Annotated in this window: 18 protein-coding genes and 2 pseudogenes; 13 read left to right on the top strand and 7 right to left on the bottom strand. The window is 67.7% G+C overall.

Annotation, left to right across the window (positions count from 1 at the left end):
* Positions 1-152: 152 nt before the first annotated feature.
* A complete protein-coding gene (locus C5E41_RS18350; RefSeq protein ID WP_104377022.1) occupies positions 153-797 on the top strand; it encodes a class I SAM-dependent methyltransferase in 645 nt (214 codons plus the stop codon).
* A 407-nt stretch (positions 798-1,204) separates the two neighbouring features.
* Complete coding sequence (locus tag C5E41_RS18345; RefSeq protein ID WP_104377021.1) at positions 1,205-1,636, top strand: alpha-isopropylmalate synthase regulatory domain-containing protein; 432 nt, start codon at positions 1,205-1,207, stop codon at positions 1,634-1,636.
* A gap of 123 nt (positions 1,637-1,759) precedes the next feature.
* On the opposite strand, the gene trxA is transcribed toward C5E41_RS18345, so the two are convergent.
* Positions 1,760-2,125 carry a thioredoxin gene (gene trxA, locus C5E41_RS18340; protein WP_030514619.1) on the bottom strand — a complete coding sequence of 122 codons (366 nt, stop codon included), beginning with the start codon at positions 2,123-2,125 and terminating at the stop codon, positions 1,760-1,762.
* 76 nt (positions 2,126-2,201) lie between these two features.
* On the bottom strand, positions 2,202-2,723 hold the full coding sequence (locus C5E41_RS18335; protein WP_104377020.1) for a 2'-5' RNA ligase family protein: 522 nt from the start codon (positions 2,721-2,723) through the stop codon (positions 2,202-2,204).
* A gap of 164 nt (positions 2,724-2,887) precedes the next feature.
* On the opposite strand from C5E41_RS18335, the gene C5E41_RS18330 reads away from it, so the two are divergent.
* The 4 genes from C5E41_RS18330 to C5E41_RS18315 all read left to right on the top strand — a co-directional run bounded on the left by C5E41_RS18330 (position 2,888) and on the right by C5E41_RS18315 (position 6,773).
* Positions 2,888-3,970, top strand: coding sequence for an isocitrate/isopropylmalate dehydrogenase family protein (locus tag C5E41_RS18330; protein ID WP_104377072.1), 1,083 nt, complete (start codon positions 2,888-2,890; stop codon positions 3,968-3,970).
* A 119-nt stretch (positions 3,971-4,089) separates the two neighbouring features.
* On the top strand, positions 4,090-5,031 hold the full coding sequence (locus tag C5E41_RS18325) for an ABC transporter substrate-binding protein (protein WP_104377019.1): 942 nt from the start codon (positions 4,090-4,092) through the stop codon (positions 5,029-5,031).
* A gap of 6 nt (positions 5,032-5,037) precedes the next feature.
* On the top strand, positions 5,038-5,988 hold the full coding sequence (locus C5E41_RS18320; RefSeq protein ID WP_104377071.1) for an amino acid ABC transporter permease: 951 nt from the start codon (positions 5,038-5,040) through the stop codon (positions 5,986-5,988).
* Positions 5,985-6,773, top strand: a complete 789-nt coding sequence (locus C5E41_RS18315; protein ID WP_104377018.1) for an amino acid ABC transporter ATP-binding protein — start codon at positions 5,985-5,987, stop codon at positions 6,771-6,773. The genes C5E41_RS18320 and C5E41_RS18315 overlap by 4 nt, the downstream gene beginning before the upstream one ends.
* A 244-nt stretch (positions 6,774-7,017) precedes the next feature.
* Here C5E41_RS18315 and C5E41_RS18305 read toward each other — a convergent pair whose 3' ends face one another.
* Positions 7,018-7,929: a LysR family transcriptional regulator gene (locus C5E41_RS18305; RefSeq protein ID WP_104377017.1), complete on the bottom strand. Its 912-nt coding sequence runs from the start codon at positions 7,927-7,929 to the stop codon at positions 7,018-7,020.
* A gap of 71 nt (positions 7,930-8,000) precedes the next feature.
* Between C5E41_RS18305 and C5E41_RS18300 the strand changes: the two genes are divergently transcribed.
* The 4 genes and pseudogenes from C5E41_RS18300 to C5E41_RS18290 all read left to right on the top strand — a co-directional run bounded on the left by C5E41_RS18300 (position 8,001) and on the right by C5E41_RS18290 (position 10,822).
* On the top strand, positions 8,001-9,365 hold the full coding sequence (locus C5E41_RS18300) for an FAD-binding oxidoreductase (RefSeq protein ID WP_104377016.1): 1,365 nt from the start codon (positions 8,001-8,003) through the stop codon (positions 9,363-9,365).
* A gap of 13 nt (positions 9,366-9,378) precedes the next feature.
* Positions 9,379-9,524: pseudogene (locus tag C5E41_RS36220) on the top strand (SPFH domain-containing protein); the annotation flags it as partial.
* Positions 9,525-9,602: 78 nt separating this feature from the next.
* Positions 9,603-9,710: pseudogene (locus C5E41_RS36215) on the top strand (SPFH domain-containing protein); the annotation flags it as partial.
* A 209-nt stretch (positions 9,711-9,919) separates the two neighbouring features.
* Complete coding sequence (locus C5E41_RS18290) at positions 9,920-10,822, top strand: hypothetical protein (RefSeq protein ID WP_181063292.1); 903 nt, start codon at positions 9,920-9,922, stop codon at positions 10,820-10,822.
* Here C5E41_RS18290 and C5E41_RS18285 read toward each other — a convergent pair.
* Positions 10,797-11,678, bottom strand: a complete 882-nt coding sequence (locus C5E41_RS18285) for a class I SAM-dependent methyltransferase (RefSeq protein ID WP_104377070.1) — start codon at positions 11,676-11,678, stop codon at positions 10,797-10,799. The two genes, C5E41_RS18290 and C5E41_RS18285, sit on opposite strands and share 26 nt — an antisense overlap.
* A gap of 473 nt (positions 11,679-12,151) precedes the next feature.
* Here C5E41_RS18285 and rpsA point away from each other — a divergent pair, with 473 nt between their 5' ends.
* A complete protein-coding gene (rpsA, locus tag C5E41_RS18280) occupies positions 12,152-13,621 on the top strand; it encodes a 30S ribosomal protein S1 (RefSeq protein WP_039777576.1) in 1,470 nt (489 codons plus the stop codon).
* Between the two features lie 239 nt (positions 13,622-13,860).
* Entirely contained in the window at positions 13,861-15,390 is a 1,530-nt protein-coding gene (locus tag C5E41_RS18275) for a phospholipase C (RefSeq protein WP_104377014.1), read from the top strand.
* A gap of 54 nt (positions 15,391-15,444) precedes the next feature.
* Here C5E41_RS18275 and C5E41_RS33355 read toward each other — a convergent pair whose 3' ends face one another.
* Positions 15,445-15,651 (bottom strand): hypothetical protein, encoded by a 207-nt coding sequence (locus C5E41_RS33355; RefSeq protein WP_146097596.1) that lies wholly within the window; start codon positions 15,649-15,651, stop codon positions 15,445-15,447.
* Positions 15,652-15,941: 290 nt separating this feature from the next.
* On the opposite strand from C5E41_RS33355, the gene coaE reads away from it, so the two are divergent.
* Positions 15,942-17,138: a dephospho-CoA kinase gene (gene coaE, locus C5E41_RS18270; RefSeq protein ID WP_104377013.1), complete on the top strand. Its 1,197-nt coding sequence runs from the start codon at positions 15,942-15,944 to the stop codon at positions 17,136-17,138.
* A gap of 64 nt (positions 17,139-17,202) precedes the next feature.
* On the opposite strand, the gene C5E41_RS18265 is transcribed toward coaE, so the two are convergent.
* Together C5E41_RS18265 and C5E41_RS18260 are read right to left on the bottom strand one after the other, a co-directional pair.
* Positions 17,203-18,165 (bottom strand): aldo/keto reductase, encoded by a 963-nt coding sequence (locus tag C5E41_RS18265; protein ID WP_104377012.1) that lies wholly within the window; start codon positions 18,163-18,165, stop codon positions 17,203-17,205.
* 125 nt (positions 18,166-18,290) lie between these two features.
* Positions 18,291-18,815 (bottom strand): DUF402 domain-containing protein, encoded by a 525-nt coding sequence (locus tag C5E41_RS18260; RefSeq protein ID WP_104377011.1) that lies wholly within the window; start codon positions 18,813-18,815, stop codon positions 18,291-18,293.
* Between the last annotated feature and the right edge of the window lie 63 nt (positions 18,816-18,878).

Raw genomic sequence — 18,878 nt, 5'->3', positions numbered from 1 at the left:
GCGGACGGAGCGGAAAATCGCTCCCTCGCGGACCTCGGAGCCTCGAAAGACTGCCGCTGTGCTCGAAGCCGTGTGGAGGTAAAAGATCGGTGAGCGCCGCCGTATCGGAGCGATCGGTGCGCGGTCGAACGGCTACATCGTAAGGTGGCGCGATGGGTGCCTGGGACTGGGATCACAACGCCTTCTATCACCGGACGCTGCTGCGGCAGCTGCCACAGCATTGTGGGCGGATCCTCGAAGTCGGTTGCGGGGCGGGCACTTTGGCAGCCAGGCTGGCGCGGCGGGCCGACCGGATCGACGCGGTGGACCGGTCGCCGGAGATGATCGAGGCGGCCCGGCGTGTGGTCCCGGGCAACGTCGAATGCACGCGGGCCGACATTCTCGAGCATCCGCTGCCGAAAGCCGCCTACGACGCCGTCGTGTCGCTCACCACCCTCCATCACCTGCCCCTGGAACGGGTGTTGCCGCGGCTCGCGCATACGCTGCGGCCGGGCGGGGTGCTCGCGGTGATCGCGCTGCCGCGGGCCGATCCACTGCGGGAACTGCCCGCGGAGATCGCGGGCGTGCTCGGCCATCGCGTCTTCGGCGCTACGTTCGCGACGCTGCGCGCAACGGGTCGTGGCGCCTGGTACGCGCACGAAGCCACGCATGCGGCGATGCCGGTGGTGCTCGATCCGCCACTGACTACGCGCGAGGTCGCGCGACGGGCGGGCGACATCCTGCCGGGCGCGCGTGTGCGGCGGCTGGTGTTCTGGCGCTATCTGTTGCGGTGGGACAAACCCGCGCAACCCCGGTGACGACACGCCGAACATGTCCGGGGCACATCCTGTGGACCGGCTGTGGCCTGCGCAAATGCGGCGTTCACCACGGCACTGTCCGTTGGTATGCCGTTCACTCGAAAATGTGACGAAGTTACTCGTTGGTTCCGCCACAATATTGTTGCCATCGACGCGGTGAGTCCATATTCTCGAAGCCGTGCCGAATCCCGCCGCAAGCCACAGCGCCACGCGCAACGTCGCCGACCGCGACCGTGTGGTGCTCCTTCCGCTTACCGCGATGGTGGCTGCGGCGCGACTTCTCGTAGTACCTCGCCGTAGCGGGAGCTGATTCGGACCGGCCCCCTCGCTGCGGCCGTTGGAAAAGTGTTTGCGCTGGTCCCCTCTGTCATCCGGCCAACGACAAAGCTTCGGGAAGACCTAGTCCAATGACGATTACTATCGATACACATGCCTTCATCGCGGCCGCGCCCAAGGGGCTGCGCGCCGAATCCGCCGACCTGACGCCCGCGGAGTTCTACGACCGCTACTGCGCGCACACCGGCCCGGTCAAGCTCAGCGACTGGGCACGGGCCGAACAGCGGGCGACGACCTATACCGCGACCATCGAGCTGGCCGGACACGCGCGGACCGTGGTGTCCGCGGGCAGCCCGGTCGCCGCACTGACCTCGGCGCTCTACGACGAGGGCTACCCGGTGGAGATTCTGCAGTTCCACCAGCGGCGTACCGGCGCCGGCACCGCCACCTTCGTGCAGTGCGAATGCAATGGCCGCCGAGGCTGGGGCGCCGCGCTCGCCGGGGACGGACCGGAGTCGACCGTTCGCGCCATGATCGCCGGCATCAACAAACTCGGGAACTGAGCCGGCTCGGCAACCGAGCCGACACGCGAAAACCACAGTGTCACGAAAACCACAGTGTCACGAAAACCACAGTGCCGCATCCCGTTACGTGAAGAATCGGGATGCGGCACCGGTTCGTGCGGGTCAGCCCTGCTGCTGTTCGGCGAGCTGCTTGCGCACCTCTTCCATATCGAGCGCCTTCACCTGGGAGACCAGATCTTCCAGCGCGGCCGGCGGCAGTGCGCCCGGCTGCGCGAAGACCAGGACACCCTCGCGGAAGGCCATGATCGTGGGGATGGAGCGGATGTTGGCGGCGGCGGCGAGGCTCTGCTCTGCTTCGGTGTCGACCTTGCCGTGGACGACATCGGGATGTTGTTCCGAGGATGCCTCGAAGGTGGGCGCGAACGCCTTACAGGGCCCGCACCAATCGGCCCAGAAATCGACGAGGACGACGTCGTTTCCGGTCACGATCTCGTCGAAGTTCTGCGCGGTCAGGGTCTGGGTGGCCATGGGTTCCTCTCGTGTCGTTGTCTGCGGTGCAACGCGGGACGCTGTGCATATCTTCCGCGTGGCCGGCGTCCGCGGCTCAACCGTGGACTCCACCCCCTGGGGCGATCGGCCACTCGATTCGCCGATCACCGTCCCACCGCCGAATACCCACCACGGTAGCCGCAAAATCCCGCTCGGCGGCTGCCGCTTCGATCGCCGCGGGCCAGTGCTCCGGTTTCAGCCGCCGTGCCAGCGTGACGTGCGGGGTCCATGCGTCCGGGCACATGTTCGCCGGAACGCCCGGGCACGCGTCGACGACCGCAGCGATGCGCCGTTGCATCGTCAGCAGGTCTTCGGTGGGCACCACCAGCCGTACCAGAATCGGATGGCGGGCGCCGAATATCAGCAGCCCGCCCAGCCGGATCGGGAGCGGCCGGAACGGCAGCGCGGCCAGCGTCTTGTCCAGCCGGGGCCAGATCTCGCGGGCGACCGCGACGGTGATGTGCGGCCGGTGTTCCGGTGTGGGACTGTGCGTTCCGGCCGCGGCCAGCGCACGCCACTGCCGGCGAACCTCGGCCTCCGCCGCCTCGTCGAGTACCAGTTCCACCGACTGCACCATGGTTCAGGCCAACTTACGCGCGCGGGCGGCCCGGTGCGCCTATACGCGAGTTCCCGGGCAGGCCGGGCCCGCGGTCGGCTCGGTGACCCGGTACCCAATAGGGTGACCCGGTGTGCCGGGCCGCGGACCGGCCGGGACGGGGTGCGAGCAGAGGAGTGAGCGCGGTGGATGCGCGGCGGGCGGTGCGGCTCGGGCTGATCGAGGGCGACGGCATCGGGCCGGAGGTGGTGCGGGCGACCCGGACCGTGGTGGACGAAGCTCTCGCCGCGGCCGGTGCGGCGGCGCCGGAATGGGTCGAGCTCCCGATCGGGCATGCGGCCATCGCCGAATGCGGGGAACCGCTGCCGGAGACCACGCTGACCGCCCTCGCTGATCTCGATGCCTGGATTCTCGGTCCGCACGACAACGCCTCCTACGCCCCGCATCATCGCATCGGGGCCCCGCCGGGCGGGGCGATCCGCAAACGCTTCGGCCTGTACGCGAATATCCGCCCGGCTCGGACCTTTCCGGGCGTCCGGGCGGCGGCGAAGGACATCGATCTGGTGATCGTGCGCGAGAACAGCGAGGGCTTCTACGCCGATCGCAACATGTTCGCCGGCTCGGGCGAATTCCGGCCCACCGCCGATGTGGCGATGGCCGTGGCCGTGATCACCCGGGCCGCCTGCGAACGCATCGCGCATCAGGCCTGCGCGCTCGCGGCCGCGCGGCGCGGCCGGTTGACGATCGTGCACAAGGCGAATGTGCTGCCGATGACGATGGGACTGTTCCGCGAGGTCTGCTTGGACGTCGCCGCGCGATATTCGGGGATCGAGGTCGACGACGAACATGTCGACGCCGCCGCGGCCCATCTGGTCCGCGCGCCCGGTGACTACGACGTCCTGGTGACCGAGAACCTGTTCGGCGACATCCTCTCCGACCTCGCGGGGGAACTCGCCGGGTCGCTGGGCTTGGCGGCCTCGCTGAACTGCTCGGACGACAAGGCGATGGCTCAGGCGGTGCACGGCGCGGCTCCCACGCTGGCGGGGCGCAACCGAGCGAATCCGGGCGCGCTGCAACTGTCGGCCGCGATGCTGTTGCGCTGGCTGGGCACCCGCGACGACGATCCGGCGCTGCTGGGCGCCGCCGACCGGATCGACCGCGCGGTGGCGGCGACCCTGGCGGCCGGTATCGCCACCGCCGACCTCGGCGGACTGGCCTCGACCAGTGAATTCACCGAGCAGGTCCGGGCTCGCGTGCATCGCCGGTGAATCGGCGTGTACCCCTGCCGCCGGTCGTGGCGCGCATTAACCTTCGGTAACCGACCGGCGCATCTCGTGCCGATCGCCTAGATTTTCGAATGGCTGCATTGCTACACGGCGACCCGATCATGGTGGCGGGTCGCGCGAATACGGAGGGCCGCGTGTCAGTTCGACTCGGCGCCCGCGGGTACATCCTGCGAGCCGCGTGCGTGATCGTCGGTGCGGCGGCGCTGGCAGCGGGATGTGCGGACAACACCGAGGACGAATCGCCCAAGGTACCCAAGGTGCCGGTGACGAAGGTGGAGTCGATCGCCGCGCAGCTGCCGCCGACGATCGCGCAGGCGGGACGGCTCGCGGTCGGTGTGAACGTTCCGTATCAGCCCAACGAGTACCGGGATCCGCATACCGGGCAGATCATCGGATTCGACGTCGATCTGATGGATGCGGTCGCCGCCGTGCTCGGCGTCCGCGCCGACTATCAGGAAGCCGACTTCGAGAAAATCATCCCCGCGATCGAGGCCGGCACGGTTGACGTGGGAATGTCGTCGTTCACCGACAATCTGACGCGGGAGAAGACCGTCGACTTCGTGGACTACTTCTCCGCCGGCGTTCAGTGGGCGCAGCGCAAGGGCCGTCCGATCGACCCGAACAACGCCTGCGGCAAGAAGGTCGCTGTGCAGCGCACCACGACCGAGGACATCGACGAGATCCCCGCGAAGTCGAAGGCCTGCAGCGAGGCCGGCAAGCCCGAGATTCATAAGATGTCCTACGACGAACAGAGTGCGGCGGCCACGGCCCTGGTCCTCGGCCAGGTCGACGCCATGTCCGCCGATTCCCCGGTCACCGCGTATGCGATCAAGCGCAATCCCGACACCATCGAGGCCGCGGGCGCGGTGTTCGAGGCCGAACCCTACGGCTGGCCGGTACCGAAGGGTTCGCCGCTGGCCCCGGTACTGCAAGCGGCGCTGCAGCATCTGATCGATTCCGGCGTCTATCGCACCATCGCCGAGAACTGGGGCGTGGCGGCCGGTGCGATCACCACCTCGGTCATCAACGGCGCGAAAGGCTGAGTGCACATGTCCGCGCAACCCCCCGCCGGCTCGCAGGCCGCCCCGCCCCAGGCATCCATGCCGGAGCCGATCGAGGCCGTACCGCTGCGGCGGCCCGGACGCTGGCTCGCCGCGGCGGTGCTGCTGATCCTGCTCGGGCTGTTCGTCTACGGTGCCGCCACCAACCCGGCCTATCGCTGGGACACCTACTGGAAGTATCTGTTCGATCGGCGGATCTCCGAGGGTGCGGCGGTCACCCTCGAACTGACCGTGCTGGCGATGGCGATCGGCGTCGTCCTGGGTGTGATCCTCGCGGTGATGCGGCTGTCGCCGAATCCGGTGCTGCGGTCGGTGTCGTGGGTGTATCTGTGGGTCTTCCGCGGCACCCCGGTGTACATCCAGCTCGTCTTCTGGGGCCTGTTCCCCGCGCTGTACAAATCGATTCAGCTCGGAATCCCGTTCGGCGGGCCCAGTTTCGTGCAGTGGGATGTGCAGGATTGGTCGCAGCCGTTCATCTTCGCCATGATCGGCCTGGGTCTGAACGAGGCCGCCTATATGGCCGAGATCGTGCGTGCCGGAGTGAATTCGGTGGGCGAGGGGCAGCGCGAGGCATCGGTGGCGCTGGGCATGTCGTGGGGACAGACCATGCGGCGCACGGTGTTACCGCAGGCGATGCGGGTGATCATCCCACCCACGGGCAACGAACTGATCTCGATGTTGAAGACCACCTCACTGGTCACCGCGATCCCGCTCACCACCGATCTGTACGGCCGCGCCCGCGACATCTACGGCATCAACTTCCAGCCGATCCCGCTGCTACTGGTCAGCGCGACCTGGTATCTGGCGATCACCAGCGTGCTGATGGTCGGCCAGTTCTATCTCGAGCGGTATTACTCGCGGGGCGTGACGCGGCAGTTGACCGGCCGCCAGCTGCGCGCACTGGCCACCGCACAGCAGACGATGGAGGTCGGCAAATGAGCAGCGCCACGGCGGCCTCGGCCGATGTTCCGATGATCCGGGCCGAGCGGGTGTGCAAGAACTTCGGCGCGTTGCAGGTGTTGCAGGGGGTGTCGCTCGAGGTCGCGCGTGGGCAGGTGATGTGCCTGATCGGCCCGTCCGGATCCGGAAAGTCGACCTTTCTGCGCTGCATCAACCATCTGGAACGGGTGAACGCCGGGCGGCTCTATGTCGACGGCGATCTGGTCGGCTATCGCGAGCGCGGGGGCAAACTCTACGAACTGCGTCCGAGGGAGTCGGCTCGCCAGCGCCGCGACGTCGGCATGGTGTTCCAGCACTTCAACCTGTTCCCGCACCGCACCGCGCTGGCGAATGTTATCGAGGCGCCGATCCATGTGAAGAAGATGTCCCGCGCCAAGGCGGTCGCCCGGGCGCGGGAACTGCTCGATCGAGTCGGCTTGGCGGACAAGGCCGATACCTATCCGGCGCAGCTGTCGGGTGGTCAGCAGCAGCGGGTCGCGATCGCCCGCGCCCTGGCGATGGATCCGAAACTGATGCTGTTCGACGAGCCCACCTCCGCCCTGGATCCCGAGCTGGTCGGCGAAGTTCTCACGGTCATGCGCGAATTGGCGCATTCGGGCATGACGATGGTGGTCGTCACGCACGAAATGGGTTTCGCCCGCGAGGTCGCCGACCAGCTGGTGTTCATGGACGGGGGCGTGGTGGTGGAGGCCGGGGATCCGCGCGAGGTGCTGGCGAATCCGCAACACGAGCGAACCCAGGCCTTCCTGTCCCGAATCCTGTAGAACGCGATCGAGGCTCAGTTCTCGTCGAAGGCCGTTGCGCGCGAGATCTTCTCCCACCCGCCGAATTCGGCGCGCACGGCGTGGAGGTGGCCGAGCAGGGTGTCGACCGAATCGCTGCCCAACGGCAGCCGCAGCCGAGGTCCCGTTCATCTCCCAGCCCGCGCTGTCGAAATTCGCGGCTGTATCGAGGCGTGCCGCCTGGCGGTCGGCAGTCGATAGCAAGCACGTGGTCCGGCGGCGGCATTCATCGGTGCGCTGCCCTCCGGGGGCCCAGCGCGATCCGCAACTGCCCGAGCAGTACCTTCGCGGCCGGTGCCGCCGGCCGATCCGACCGCCAGACCAGGGCGAGCTGTCCGTACAGCTCGGGATCGGTGATCTCGATCATCCGGACTCCCGCGGCCTCGGCTTGGGCGGCGCCGAGGGCCGGCACCACGGCGATACCCAGTCCGCCGGCGGCGAGCTGAACGAGCAGCGGCGGCGCCGCGGCCTCGAACTCGATCATCGGAGTGAATCCCACAGCGGCACAGCAACGTTCGAGCACGCCGCGGATTCCGGTGCCTCGCGGCAGGCAGATCAGGGAGCGCTCGCGCAACTCGTCCAGTGTGATCCGGGAGCCGAACGCGTGGTCGTCGCGCGCCACGGCCGCGGCCAGGCGCGCCTCGAAGACGATGTCAGCGGCCAAGCGTTCGTCGAGTTTCTCACCGGTCAGCCCGACCAAGGCGATATCGAGTTCGCCGTGGGTCAGCGCGGCGAGCATGCGGGCGGTGGTGTCCTCGGTGAGGGTGATGCCGACCTGCGGGTGATCGCGGTGGAAGGCCGACAGGACCGTTGCGACGTCGAACTCCTCGGTCGCCGCCCCGGAGATCAGGCCGATACGGACCTGTCCTCGCAACAATCCGGTGAACTCGTCGACGGTGAAGGAAACCTGTTGTGCCGCTTCCAATGCCGCCCGTGCGTGCGGCAGCACGGCGGCACCGGCAGCGGTCAGTGTCACGGTGCGTCCGGACCGGTCGAGCAGCGGCTGACCCAATTCGCGCTCCAGCTGCCGGATCTGCGCCGAGAGACCGGGCTGGGCCAGATGCAGCCGCTGGGCCGCCCGAGTGAAATTGGCCTCCTCGGCGACGGTGACGAAGTAGCGCAACTGCCGCAGTTCCATAACTGTTCATTCTAGTACCGAGAAGAACTATCTGTTTTACTTCTCAATTGCCCGGCGGCAGAGTTCAGGACATGACGAACTCGAACTTCCCCGCCGAACTGCCCACCGTCACCGGCCCCGTCTTCCCCCCGGGTGACGCCGGCTACGACGCCGAGGTCTCCGGCTTCCAGACCGCCTACACACACCGGCCCGATCTGGTCGTCGGTGCGCTCCACGCCGAGGATGTGCGCGCGGCCGTGGAATTCGCCGCCCGGCACCGGTTGCCCGTCGCCGTGCAGGCGACCGGGCACGGGCTTTCGGTGCCGGCCGTGGGCGGCGTGTTGATCAGCACGCGCCGGATGACTCAGGTGCGCGTCGACCCGGGCGCCCGCACCGCCTGGGTGGCCGCCGGTGTGCAGGCCGAGGCGCTGATCGCCGCGGCGGTGGCGCACGGTCTGGCGCCGCTGAACGGCTCCTCGCCCTCGGTCGGCGTGATCGGCTATCACCTGGGCGGCGGGCTCGGCATCCTGGCGCGCACCTTCGGCTACGCCGCCGACCGGGTCCGCGTCCTGGAACTGGTGACGGCCGACGGTCGCTTGCGCCGCCTCACCCCCGATGACGAATTGTTCGGCGCCGCACTGGGTTCCGGTGGCAACTTCGGTGTGGTCACCGGCATGGAAATCGAACTGTTCCCGATCACCGAGGTCTACGGCGGACAGCTCACCTTCGACACCCCGCTGGTGGAACCCGCCCTCGAGGCGTGGCGGCAGTGGACCGGCGAGGTCCCCGAGGAGATGACCTCGGCGATCACCATGATGACGATGCCCGACGTCGCGGCGATTCCGGAGCCGCTGCGCGGGCGCTATCTGGCTACCGTCAACGTCGCCTTCACCGGGTCGGCGGCCGACGGTGAGCGGCTGGTGCGGCCCCTGCGCGAGGTGGGCGCCCGGATCGCCGACGATCTGCGAACGATGCCCTACAGCGACACTCACGGCATCTACCGCGACCCGAATTTCCCGCACGCCTACACCGCGACCAACGCACTGCTGTCGGATCTGACCGCCGACGCGGCCTCGGCCTTTCTCGATGTCACCGGCCCCGAGGCGCCGGTCGCGGCGGTGGCGGGCTTCCGGCATCTCGGGGGTGCGCTGCGCCGCCCGGGTCCGGCGGGGATCGCGATGGATCACCGGGAGGCCGAATACAACGCGCGCGTCATCACGATGCCGGACTCGGACGGCCCCGATCTGCGGGGTTACCACGACTTGATCGCGAAGACGTTGGCGCCGTGGACGATCGGCCACAACCTGAACTTCCTCTACGGCGCCGGCGAGTGGGCCGATGAGAACCAGACCCGGGCCGGCTACGCGGCGCGGACCTATGCGCGGTTGCAGGCGCTGAAGTCCGAGTACGACCCGGCCAACCTGTTCCGTTTCAACCGCAACATCCGGCCCGCCTGAGCAGAGTCCCGCCGGCCGGGCACCCCGGATCGCGGCCGTAGTGGTCTATCGGGTCGTGGACAGCTTCCCATCCGCCTTTGCCGTCGACGACTGCGAAGGAGTACGTGCAGACCCAATCCGAGGCCGCGGTCCGGCACCTTGGCCACGGTGCACCCCTACGACGCCGCCCCCGACGTGGTGCCGCGACCGTGGCGATGACGCCGGCCCTCTCCGGAGCCGACGGCCCGGCACCGCACGGTGAGCATGGCGCTGCAGCGGCTGACCGAGGAGCGAATGGTCGACCTGGACGAGGAGCGGCGGGCCTCGATGGTGTCGAATCTGCTGGTGGTGCCGTGCGGCGACCGACGACCTGCGCAGCATCAACGCTCAGATCGAGTTCACCCCGCGAATGGCGCTCGACCAGGTGGGGCGCTCCCCATGGCGGCCCGGGGAGACCCCCGAATGAAAACAAACCTGACACCCGTTTCGTCCGGTATTTATTACCAGGTGGTCACGCCTTGAACACAAAACGCCACAGGAAGTGCGAAAAGGTCACAGATGGGTAGCTTGGTTGCGTGCCAATCGTGTTCGAAACCGGGGGACTGCAGCAGCTTGACCAGACCACGTGGGGGAATCCGGCCACCCGTGACATCATCACGCTGAGCTATATCGATCTGGTACCGGACTTACCCGCCCCGCTGTCCGACATCGACACGTTGCGCCGCCGCCTCACCGAATTGCAGGCCGAGTTCGGCTGCCTGATCGAGGCACATGCCATCACCGTGGATTCCCAGCCGGCCCTGCTGCGCCTGGAGAAGTTCCCGCTGGCCGATCAGGCAACCGGACTGGGCTTCACCGCCGGAATCGTCGTGCCCAAGGCCGGATGCAGCGCGATCGTGAAGATCATGTGTCCCGAAACCGGCCGCTCCGGCGTCCGGGAGGCCGCGGTGGTGCCGAAGGTCGGCTTCGCGAACATGTTCCCGCCGCATCCGTACGCGCCCGAGGTCAAGGGCAAGCTGCCCTACAACGTCGCCGACGACGCGCGCTGGGATCCGCAGTTCCCGGACCATCCGCTGACCCGCGCACGGCGCTGGATCACCCACGTCAGCCGGACCGCGCGCATCGACCCGAGGTTCGCGGCGCTGCCGCCGTTCCCGGGCCCGGCCGGTGCGGAATCGCCGGCCGGTAAGTCAGCGCCCACCGGTAAGTCAGCGCCCACCAGTAAGGCAGCGCCCACCGGTAAGACAGCGCCCACCGGTAAGACAGCGCCCACCGGTAAGACAGCGCCCACCGGTAAGACAGCGCCCACCGATAAGGCGGAGTCCGCCGCCGCTCCCGCCGTGCCGGTGGCCAAACCCGATCCGGGTAAGACCACGCCCATCCCCGCACAGACCACGGTGTCCGACGGGAAGGCAGCGGTGGCGCCGCCGCCGCTGCCCCGGGCCGCGCGGGCTAATGCCGCGGCGGCTTCTCAGTAACGAAAATGGCTGTGCCGGGGAAGATCTCACCGCGCAACGGGCTCCACTGACCCCATTCGCGCTCGAGCCACTCCGGCCACTCGGGTTCGACGATGTCGAGCAGGATCAGGCCCGCGCCGACGATGTCGCGGACCCGATCGCCGATCGTGCGGTGATGTTCGACGTAGATCGGTTCATCGTCGGCGTCGACCTCGACGTAGGGCGTGCGGTCGAAATAGGGGATCGTGGCGCGCAGTCCGTCCGGGCCTGGGTCGTCGGGAAAGATCCACCGCATCGGATGATTCACCGAGAACACCCAGCGCCCGCCCGGCCGCAGCACCCGGGCCACCTCTCGCATCACCCGGGCGGCATCGGCGACGAACGGAATCGCACCGAACGCCGAACACGCCAGATCGAACGATTCGGCCGCGAACGGCAGCGCCTCGGCGCCGGCCTGTACCAGCGGCACCCGCGGTCCGCCGCGTGCCATGGCCACGAGACCGCGATCGAGCATCGCGCGCGACAGATCCAGTCCGACGGGATGCGCTCCCTGGGCGGCCAGCCAACGTGAACACGGCGCCGATCCGCAGCCGATCTCCAGCACTCGCCGCCCGGCGACCTCGCCCAGCAGGTGCCAGTCGCCCTCGTGCAACCCCTCCGGGCACCAGACGAATTCTCCGGCCTCGGAGTCGACGCCCAGGAAGTCGGCGTGGGTGTCGTGGTACTGCGCGGCATCGGCATCCCACCAGCGCCGGTTGGCGCGCTCGCTGGCCGCCGACCCGACGGTCGCGCGGGTCACCCGCGCGGTGCCGAGCAGGGCGTTGGCCTGGGCGTGGCGCTCGTCGTCGAGGAGGGCCGGATGCGGGTCGTCGGACATGGTTCGCAGCGTATGGCACGGCCCGGTCCGCGCCCCCGCGGACGCCGTCTCCGATCCGGCCGGCGCGTGCGCGCCCGGGGTGATCACATCTCGGCCGTGACGGGTACCACCCTGTGCGGGAACGGTGTTCGGTGCTGGACGTATGATCATGGTGCGGGTGGGGACCCGTGTTTGCTTGGCGTAACTCACGTCGCGTACTCTGTTTCCCGCGAGTGTCTTCGGCATTTGCGTAGCCGCTGTCGGTACTGTAGCGCTCGGTACCGGGCGCAGGGGTTACGGATTTCGGAAGTTGCCCGCGGGCTGTGATTTCGCAGCCGATGCTGTGAGTTTCTGCAGTGAGTACAGCGTTGTGCTGTGTCGCAGCGATGTGCTGTGCATGGCCGTCAACGTAGTTCCACCGCTGTGACTTCACAGCAAAACCGAGAGTTCCAATGTCCACTACCGACCACAATCCGTCCGGAGCAACCCAACATATGCCCACCACCGTCACCTCGCCGCAGGTAGCCGTCAACGACATCGGCTCCGCCGAGGACTTCCTCGCCGCCATCGACAAGACGATCAAGTACTTCAACGACGGAGACATCGTCGAAGGCACGATCGTCAAGGTCGACCGCGACGAGGTTCTGCTCGACATCGGTTACAAGACCGAAGGCGTCATCCCTTCCCGCGAACTGTCCATCAAACACGATGTCGACCCGGCCGAGGTCGTTTCCGTGGGCGATGAGGTCGAGGCCCTCGTTCTCACCAAGGAGGACAAGGAAGGCCGCCTGATCCTGTCGAAGAAGCGGGCTCAGTACGAGCGGGCGTGGGGCACCATCGAGGAGCTCAAGGAGAAGGACGAGGCCGTCAAGGGCACCGTCATCGAGGTCGTCAAGGGTGGTCTGATCCTGGACATCGGCCTGCGTGGCTTCCTCCCGGCGTCCCTGGTCGAGATGCGCCGCGTCCGCGATCTGCAGCCGTACGTCGGCAAGGAGATCGAGGCCAAGATCATCGAGCTGGACAAGAACCGCAACAACGTGGTGCTGTCCCGCCGCGCCTGGCTGGAGCAGACCCAGTCCGAGGTGCGCAGCGAGTTCCTGCATCAGCTGCAGAAGGGCCAGGTCCGAAAGGGCGTCGTGTCCTCGATCGTCAACTTCGGTGCGTTCGTCGATCTCGGCGGCGTCGACGGTCTGGTGCACGTCTCCGAGCTGTCCTGGAAGCACATCGACCATCCGTCCGAGGTGGTCGAGGTCGGCATGGAGGTCACCGTCGAGGTTCTCGACGTCGACCTCGACCGCGAGCGGGTTTCGCTGTCGCTCAAGGCGACCCAGGAAGACCCGTGGCGTCAGTTCGCCCGCACCCACGCCATCGGCCAGATCGTGCCCGGCAAGGTCACCAAGCTGGTTCCGTTCGGTGCGTTCGTGCGCGTCGAAGAGGGCATCGAGGGCCTGGTGCACATCTCCGAGCTGGCCGAGCGCCACGTCGAGGTGCCGGACCAGGTTGTCGCCGTGGGCGACGACGCGATGGTCAAGGTCATCGACATCGACCTGGAGCGTCGCCGGATCTCGCTGTCGCTGAAGCAGGCGAACGAGGACTACCACGCCGAGTTCGACCCGTCGAAGTACGGCATGGCCGACAGCTACGACGAGCAGGGCAACTACATCTTCCCCGAGGGCTTCGACCCCGAGACCAACGAATGGCTCGAGGGCTTCGACAAGCAGCGGGAAGAGTGGGAAGGCCGCTACGCCGAGGCCGAGCGTCGCCACAAGATGCACACCGCTCAGATGGAGAAGATGGCGGCCGACGCCGCCGCCGAGGCCGCCAACGGTGGTGCCTCCGGTAACTACTCCTCCGAGAGCGGCGCGCAGAGCTCGTCCTCCAGCTCCTCGGAGCCGGCCGGCGGTTCGCTGGCCAGCGACGCGCAGCTCGCGGCGCTGCGTGAGAAGCTGTCCGGCAACGCGTAATTCGCTGAGCTGAAACGAAGGCCCCGGTCCGATGGACCGGGGCCTTCGCCTATCTCCGGGCTACCCATTCAGCCCGTCGTCACCGCGTCGATACCGCCGATCCATTGTTCTCGGCGAGGATCTGCCACTGTCCTCTGTCAGCCGGCCCGGTCTTGTCAGCTGGCACTATCCTGTCAACCGGCACTGTCCTGTCAACCGGCACTGTTCATTTCACCGACGCGGAAGGTCTCGGCACCGGCATGGGTCTGTTCGACGGCATCAACAGGCGTGATTTTCTGGCGAAGGCCATGGCGGCCGGTGGAGCGGGGGCCCTGGCCACCTGGGCGAATCCGATCATCGAGCGCGCGCACGCGGCCGACCCGGCGGGGATGGGCGGGCTCGGCGATATCGAGCATTTCGTCCTGCTCATGCAGGAGAACCGCTCGTTCGATCACTACTTCGGAACCCTTTCCGGCGTAAGAGGTTTCGACGACCCCTCGACGGTGTGGAAGCAGTACGGCTACGCACCCGGCGTCGGGCCCACCGCCGACGGGTTCATCGTCCCGTTCCGGCTCGATACCACCCGCGGCGCGACCCTCGACGGCGAGTGCGTCAACGATCCCGATCATTCCTGGGCCGGTATGCACGAGGCGTGGAACGGCGGCCGCAACGACCGCTGGATGCCGATGTCGGTGGCCAGCGTCGGCGCTGCCAACGGTCCGGCGGCCATGGGGTACTACACCCGCGCCGATATTCCGGTTCACCACGAGCTGGCCGATGCGTTCACCCTCTGCGACCACTACCACTGCTCGGTACTCGGCCCGACCGACCCGAACCGGCTGTACTGGGTCTCCGCCACCATCGACCCCGACGGTCTGGCCGGCGGGCCGATGGTGGAGACGCCGACGCTGATCCCGCAGAACGCCTACAGCTGGCGCACCTATCCGGAGAACCTCTCGGAGGCCGGCGTCGACTGGAAGATCTACAACAACCGCGATGTCGGCCCGATCTCGTCGGTGATCCTCGACGGCATGATGGGGTGCTTCAAACAGGCCGCGGACCCGAATTCCGAACTCGCCAAGCGCGGCAAAGCCCCGGTGTATCCGCAGGATTTCGCCGCGGACGTGGCCGCCGATCGCCTCCCCTCGGTGTCGTGGGTGATCCCGCCGCTGTTCAACTGCGAACATCCCGCGCTGCCACCGGCGTTGGGGGCGGTGGGCATCATGCAGGTGCTCGATATCCTCACCTCCAATCCGAAGGTGTGGGAGAAGACCGCGCTCATCGTGAGCTACGACGAGAACGGTGGCTTCTTCGATCACGTCACCCCGCCGACCCCGCCTCCCGGCACACCGGGGGAGTACCTGACGGTGGATCTCGGCCAGGTATCGGCGGCCAACGGTGTCGCGGGTCCGATCGGATTGGGTTACCGCGTCCCGTGCTTCGTCATCTCGCCATATTCACGCGGCGGGCTGGTCGCCTCGCAGACCTTCGACCACACCTCGCAATTGCGTTTGCTGGAACGCCGTTTCGGCGTGGAGGTTCCGAATGTGACCGCCTGGCGGCGCAGCGTCACCGGCGATATGACCTCGGCATTCGATTTCGGTTCGACGCCCGATTCCGTGCCGCCGCGAATTACCGATCCGAAACCGAAATCGGGTTCCGCACTCGCGCAATGTGGGCCGAATGTCGCGCTCGGTACCGCCGGTAAGGGAATTCCCTATCCGGTGCCGCCGAATGCGATGCCGAGCCAGGAATCGGGCTCGCGTCGAAGCCCGAGCGGCCTGGTGTGAAAAACGGGCGGCCCACCGAATCCGCGGTGGGCCGCCGAACGTTCGATGTACTGGTCAGCTCGCCGTGGCGGGAATCCAGCGGGTGGCGCCGCCGCGGCTGCGCATGGCCGCGAAGCTGTGCCGCGCCGGGCTGAGGAGGGCGGTCAACCACGAACGGCGATGTTCGGCCAGTGCTGCCGCAACCGCGGGAATCCGAATGCAGTGCACGGTGCCTGCCATACCCAGCCGGTGGCGACCCGACTGGATGTTTGTGGTGCCCAATGATCTTCCTTCGCTAGCTCGGATGGCCTGGATCGCCCGCGGCGAAACAGTAGCGGAACAAAAGTGTGGGGTTGCGGATTTTGCGTGACTTCGACCCCGGCGTGTCGGAAAGTTGCCGACCACCGGTCGGTATCGGGCGGAAAAAGTTGCGAATCGATATCACCGGCGTCACGGAATGGGCAATACCGCGTGGATGAGGTGGAAAGGATTCACGCGGTGGGTAATCATCCCGATCGCCCCGCGGCCGGGGTGCGGGCGCGGACCCCGTGGTGGGATGCGAGACTGGGGAAATGTTGCGTATCGGTCTCACCGGAGGCATGGGAGCGGGTAAGTCGACGGTGGCGCGGCTGCTGGTGGAACACGGAGCTGTTCTGGTCGACAGCGACGCCATCGCCCGCGAGGTCGTCGAGCCCGGCACCGAGGGTCTCGCCGCACTGGTCGCGGCGTTCGGCCCGGAAATCCTGGCCGAGGACGGCAGTTTGAACCGACCCGCGCTCGCGGCGGTCGCCTTCGCCGACGAGCAGTCACGCACGACGCTGAACGCGATCACCCATCCGCTGGTCGGCCGGCGCACGACCGAGCTGATCGCCGCCGCGCCGGCGGATGCGATTGTGGTGCAGGATGTTCCGCTCCTGGTCGAGAACAATCTCGGCGCGATGATGAATCTCGTCGTGGTGGTGATGGCCGACGAGCAGACTCGCGTGCACCGGCTCGAGCAGTTCCGCGGCGTGAGCCGCGCGGACGCGCTGGCGCGGATCAAGGCACAGGCAAGTGACGACCAGCGGCGTGCGGCCGCGGATGTCCTGCTGGACAACAACTCCGACGCCGAGGCGCTGGCGCCGCAGGTGCGGGCGTTGTGGGAGCAGCGCCTGGTGCCGTTCGAACACAATGTGCGCACCCGGACCCCGGCGCGCTCGACCGGGGCGGTGCGACTGGTCGAGCCGGATCCGCGGTGGCCGGCACAGGCGCAGCGGTTGATCGGCCGGCTGTGGCTGGCCTGCGGTGGCGACGCGCGCCGCATCGATCACGTCGGTTCCACCGCCGTGCCCGGGCTGCCCGCCAAGGATGTGATCGACATCCAGATCACGGTCGCCGACCTCGCGACGGCCGACGCGCTGCGAGACCGGCTGGCGGCCGCCGGTTTTCCCCCGATCGACTCGGTCACCGGGGACAACCCCAAACCGACGCCGCAGGACCCCGCGGGCACCGATACCGAACTGTGGGCGAAACGTCTGCACGGCAATGCCGATCCCGGGCGGCTCGCGAATATCCATGTGCGCGTGGACGGTTCGCCGGGGCAGCGGTTCGCCTCGGACTTCCGCGACTGGCTGCGCGCGGACGCCGACGCCCGTGCCGAATATCTGGAGATCAAGCGCCGCGCGGAGGCGGAGGCGACGGGCAAGGTGGGCGGCGAGGCCGTTGCGGCGTACCTGTCGGTGAAGGAGCCCTGGTTCGACAAGGTCTACGAGCGAGTTCCCCGCGCCTGACACCGGCACCCCCGCGATCGGGCGCACCGGCAGAACGCATTTCGGCCGGGCGCCCGTACCTCGGTCAGTGCGATACGGAGGTGATCCGGTCGATCTCCGCGAGGTCCTCGGCGGTGGGCTGCCACTGCCCGGCCCGGACATTGGCCTCGACCTGTTCGGGTGAGGTGGCGCCGGCGATCACCGAACTCACCGCGGGCCGCGCGGCGAGACCGCCGATGGCGACGTCGAGCAGGGTGATCGAACGCTGCGCCGCGAAGTCCTCCAGCTGTTCCACGATGTCGAACACCGCGTCCGTGAGTGCGGATTCCCGGCCCCACGCCTGGATCCTGCTGCCTTCGGGGGCAGGCACGCCGCGCTTGTACTTACCGGTGAGCAGACCGCTCGCCAGTGGGAAGTAGGGGAGCAGCCCGATCCCGTAGTGCTCGAGCGCCGGCACCAGGTCGGCCTCGATCCCACGCTGCAGCAGGCTGTATTCGTTCTGCGCGCTGATGAATCGCTCGAGATTGCGGGTGCGTGCGGTCCATTCGGCGTCCGCGGTCTGCCAGCCGGTGAAGTTCGAATGGCCCAGGTACCGGATCTTGCCCTCGTGGACGAGATCGTCCAGCGCCGACAGCGTCTCCTCGATCGGTGTCGCCAGATCCGGGCGATGAAGCTGGTAGAGGTCGATCCAGTCCGTGCGCAGCCGGCGCAGCGACTGCTCGACCGCCCGGCGAATGTAGCGGCGTGAGCCACGCGCGCCCCAGTCCTCGCCGTTGTCCCCGCCGAGGCGGCGCACGTCGTTGCCGAACTTGGTCGCGATGACGACGTCGTCGCGTTTGCCCTGCAGGATCTCGCCGATTCGCCGCTCCGATTCCCCATAGGAGTCGGCGGTATCGATCAGGTTGATGCCGTGGTCGAGCGCCGCGTGCAGCACCGCCCTGCTCTGCTCGAGATCGAGCTTCATCCCGAAGTTGTTGGTGCCCAGTCCGACGACCGACACCGCGAGCCCCGAACTCCCGACCCGACGTAGCGAAGACGAATCAGCCATAACTCTCCTGGTTCCAGAGGGATGCGGACAACTGGTTGGACCCTATTGCCGCGGACCGGCGGGGAAAAGGGTTCGGCGCAGCCCGACTCGTTGTCTCCTCTGCCACGCCGGACTCGGGGCTGCCTTCAGCGCCAGCGGAGCGTGATGCCGCGTGAGCGCAGCCAGGCTTCGAAATCATGCCCGTGCGCGGCGATTCCGTCGATGGCGGTGGTCGCGGCCTCGATCGCCTGCTGCGTCTGCGACGGGCTCAGATATCCGGCGGCGTGGGCGGCCAGGAGCTCGTCGACGTCGAGCAGAATCGCCTCGCGGCCGGTGCGGACCACGATGTCGAGGTAGTGATCGACCGACTTCCACAGGTGCGGTCCTGCCGCGGCGAAATCGCCGATATCGAGGTAAAAGTCCTGGTCGCGGGGGTGGGTGGGGCGGAAGTGGAAGATGGTAGCGCGCAGCGACAGCTCCGGCAGCAGCCAGGATTCGAGGTAGTGGAATTCCGGATGATCGGCGGGGCGGGCCATGTAGAGCCCCCACGATTCGGTCCGATACGTCTCGACCGGCCGCACGAAGCCTTTCGGATCGGTGTTGGTGGACCCGGCGAGGTCGAAGTATTCGATCTTCGGCCGATGCAGATCGACCACATGCCCCTGCGTCATGCCCCGAATCTACCGCCGCGGACTCGCGAAACACCGGCTCGCGCCGCGATCCGGATGATCATC

Source organism: Nocardia nova (genome assembly GCF_002933465.1).
GTDB classification, from domain to species: domain Bacteria; phylum Actinomycetota; class Actinomycetes; order Mycobacteriales; family Mycobacteriaceae; genus Nocardia; species Nocardia nova_B.
Note: the sequence above shows the minus strand (reverse complement) of the source record. Positions and strands in the feature narration are given on the sequence as shown.

What these genes read in the sequence shown, in the direction of transcription:
- C5E41_RS18350 (WP_104377022.1), top strand. Translation starts at nt 153, where the DNA reads ATGGGTGCCTGGGACTGGGATCACAACGCCTTCTATCACCGGACGCTG.
- C5E41_RS18345 (WP_104377021.1), top strand. Translation starts at nt 1,205, where the DNA reads ATGACGATTACTATCGATACACATGCCTTCATCGCGGCCGCGCCCAAG.
- trxA (WP_030514619.1), bottom strand. Translation starts at nt 2,125, where the DNA reads ATGGCCACCCAGACCCTGACCGCGCAGAACTTCGACGAGATCGTGACC.
- C5E41_RS18335 (WP_104377020.1), bottom strand. Translation starts at nt 2,723, where the DNA reads ATGGTGCAGTCGGTGGAACTGGTACTCGACGAGGCGGCGGAGGCCGAG.
- C5E41_RS18325 (WP_104377019.1), top strand. Translation starts at nt 4,090, where the DNA reads ATGGTGGCGGGTCGCGCGAATACGGAGGGCCGCGTGTCAGTTCGACTC.
- C5E41_RS18320 (WP_104377071.1), top strand. Translation starts at nt 5,038, where the DNA reads ATGTCCGCGCAACCCCCCGCCGGCTCGCAGGCCGCCCCGCCCCAGGCA.
- C5E41_RS18315 (WP_104377018.1), top strand. Translation starts at nt 5,985, where the DNA reads ATGAGCAGCGCCACGGCGGCCTCGGCCGATGTTCCGATGATCCGGGCC.
- C5E41_RS18305 (WP_104377017.1), bottom strand. Translation starts at nt 7,929, where the DNA reads ATGGAACTGCGGCAGTTGCGCTACTTCGTCACCGTCGCCGAGGAGGCC.
- C5E41_RS18300 (WP_104377016.1), top strand. Translation starts at nt 8,001, where the DNA reads ATGACGAACTCGAACTTCCCCGCCGAACTGCCCACCGTCACCGGCCCC.
- C5E41_RS18285 (WP_104377070.1), bottom strand. Translation starts at nt 11,678, where the DNA reads ATGTCCGACGACCCGCATCCGGCCCTCCTCGACGACGAGCGCCACGCC.
- rpsA (WP_039777576.1), top strand. Translation starts at nt 12,152, where the DNA reads ATGCCCACCACCGTCACCTCGCCGCAGGTAGCCGTCAACGACATCGGC.
- C5E41_RS18275 (WP_104377014.1), top strand. Translation starts at nt 13,861, where the DNA reads ATGGGTCTGTTCGACGGCATCAACAGGCGTGATTTTCTGGCGAAGGCC.
- coaE (WP_104377013.1), top strand. Translation starts at nt 15,942, where the DNA reads ATGTTGCGTATCGGTCTCACCGGAGGCATGGGAGCGGGTAAGTCGACG.
- C5E41_RS18265 (WP_104377012.1), bottom strand. Translation starts at nt 18,165, where the DNA reads ATGGCTGATTCGTCTTCGCTACGTCGGGTCGGGAGTTCGGGGCTCGCG.
- C5E41_RS18260 (WP_104377011.1), bottom strand. Translation starts at nt 18,815, where the DNA reads ATGACGCAGGGGCATGTGGTCGATCTGCATCGGCCGAAGATCGAATAC.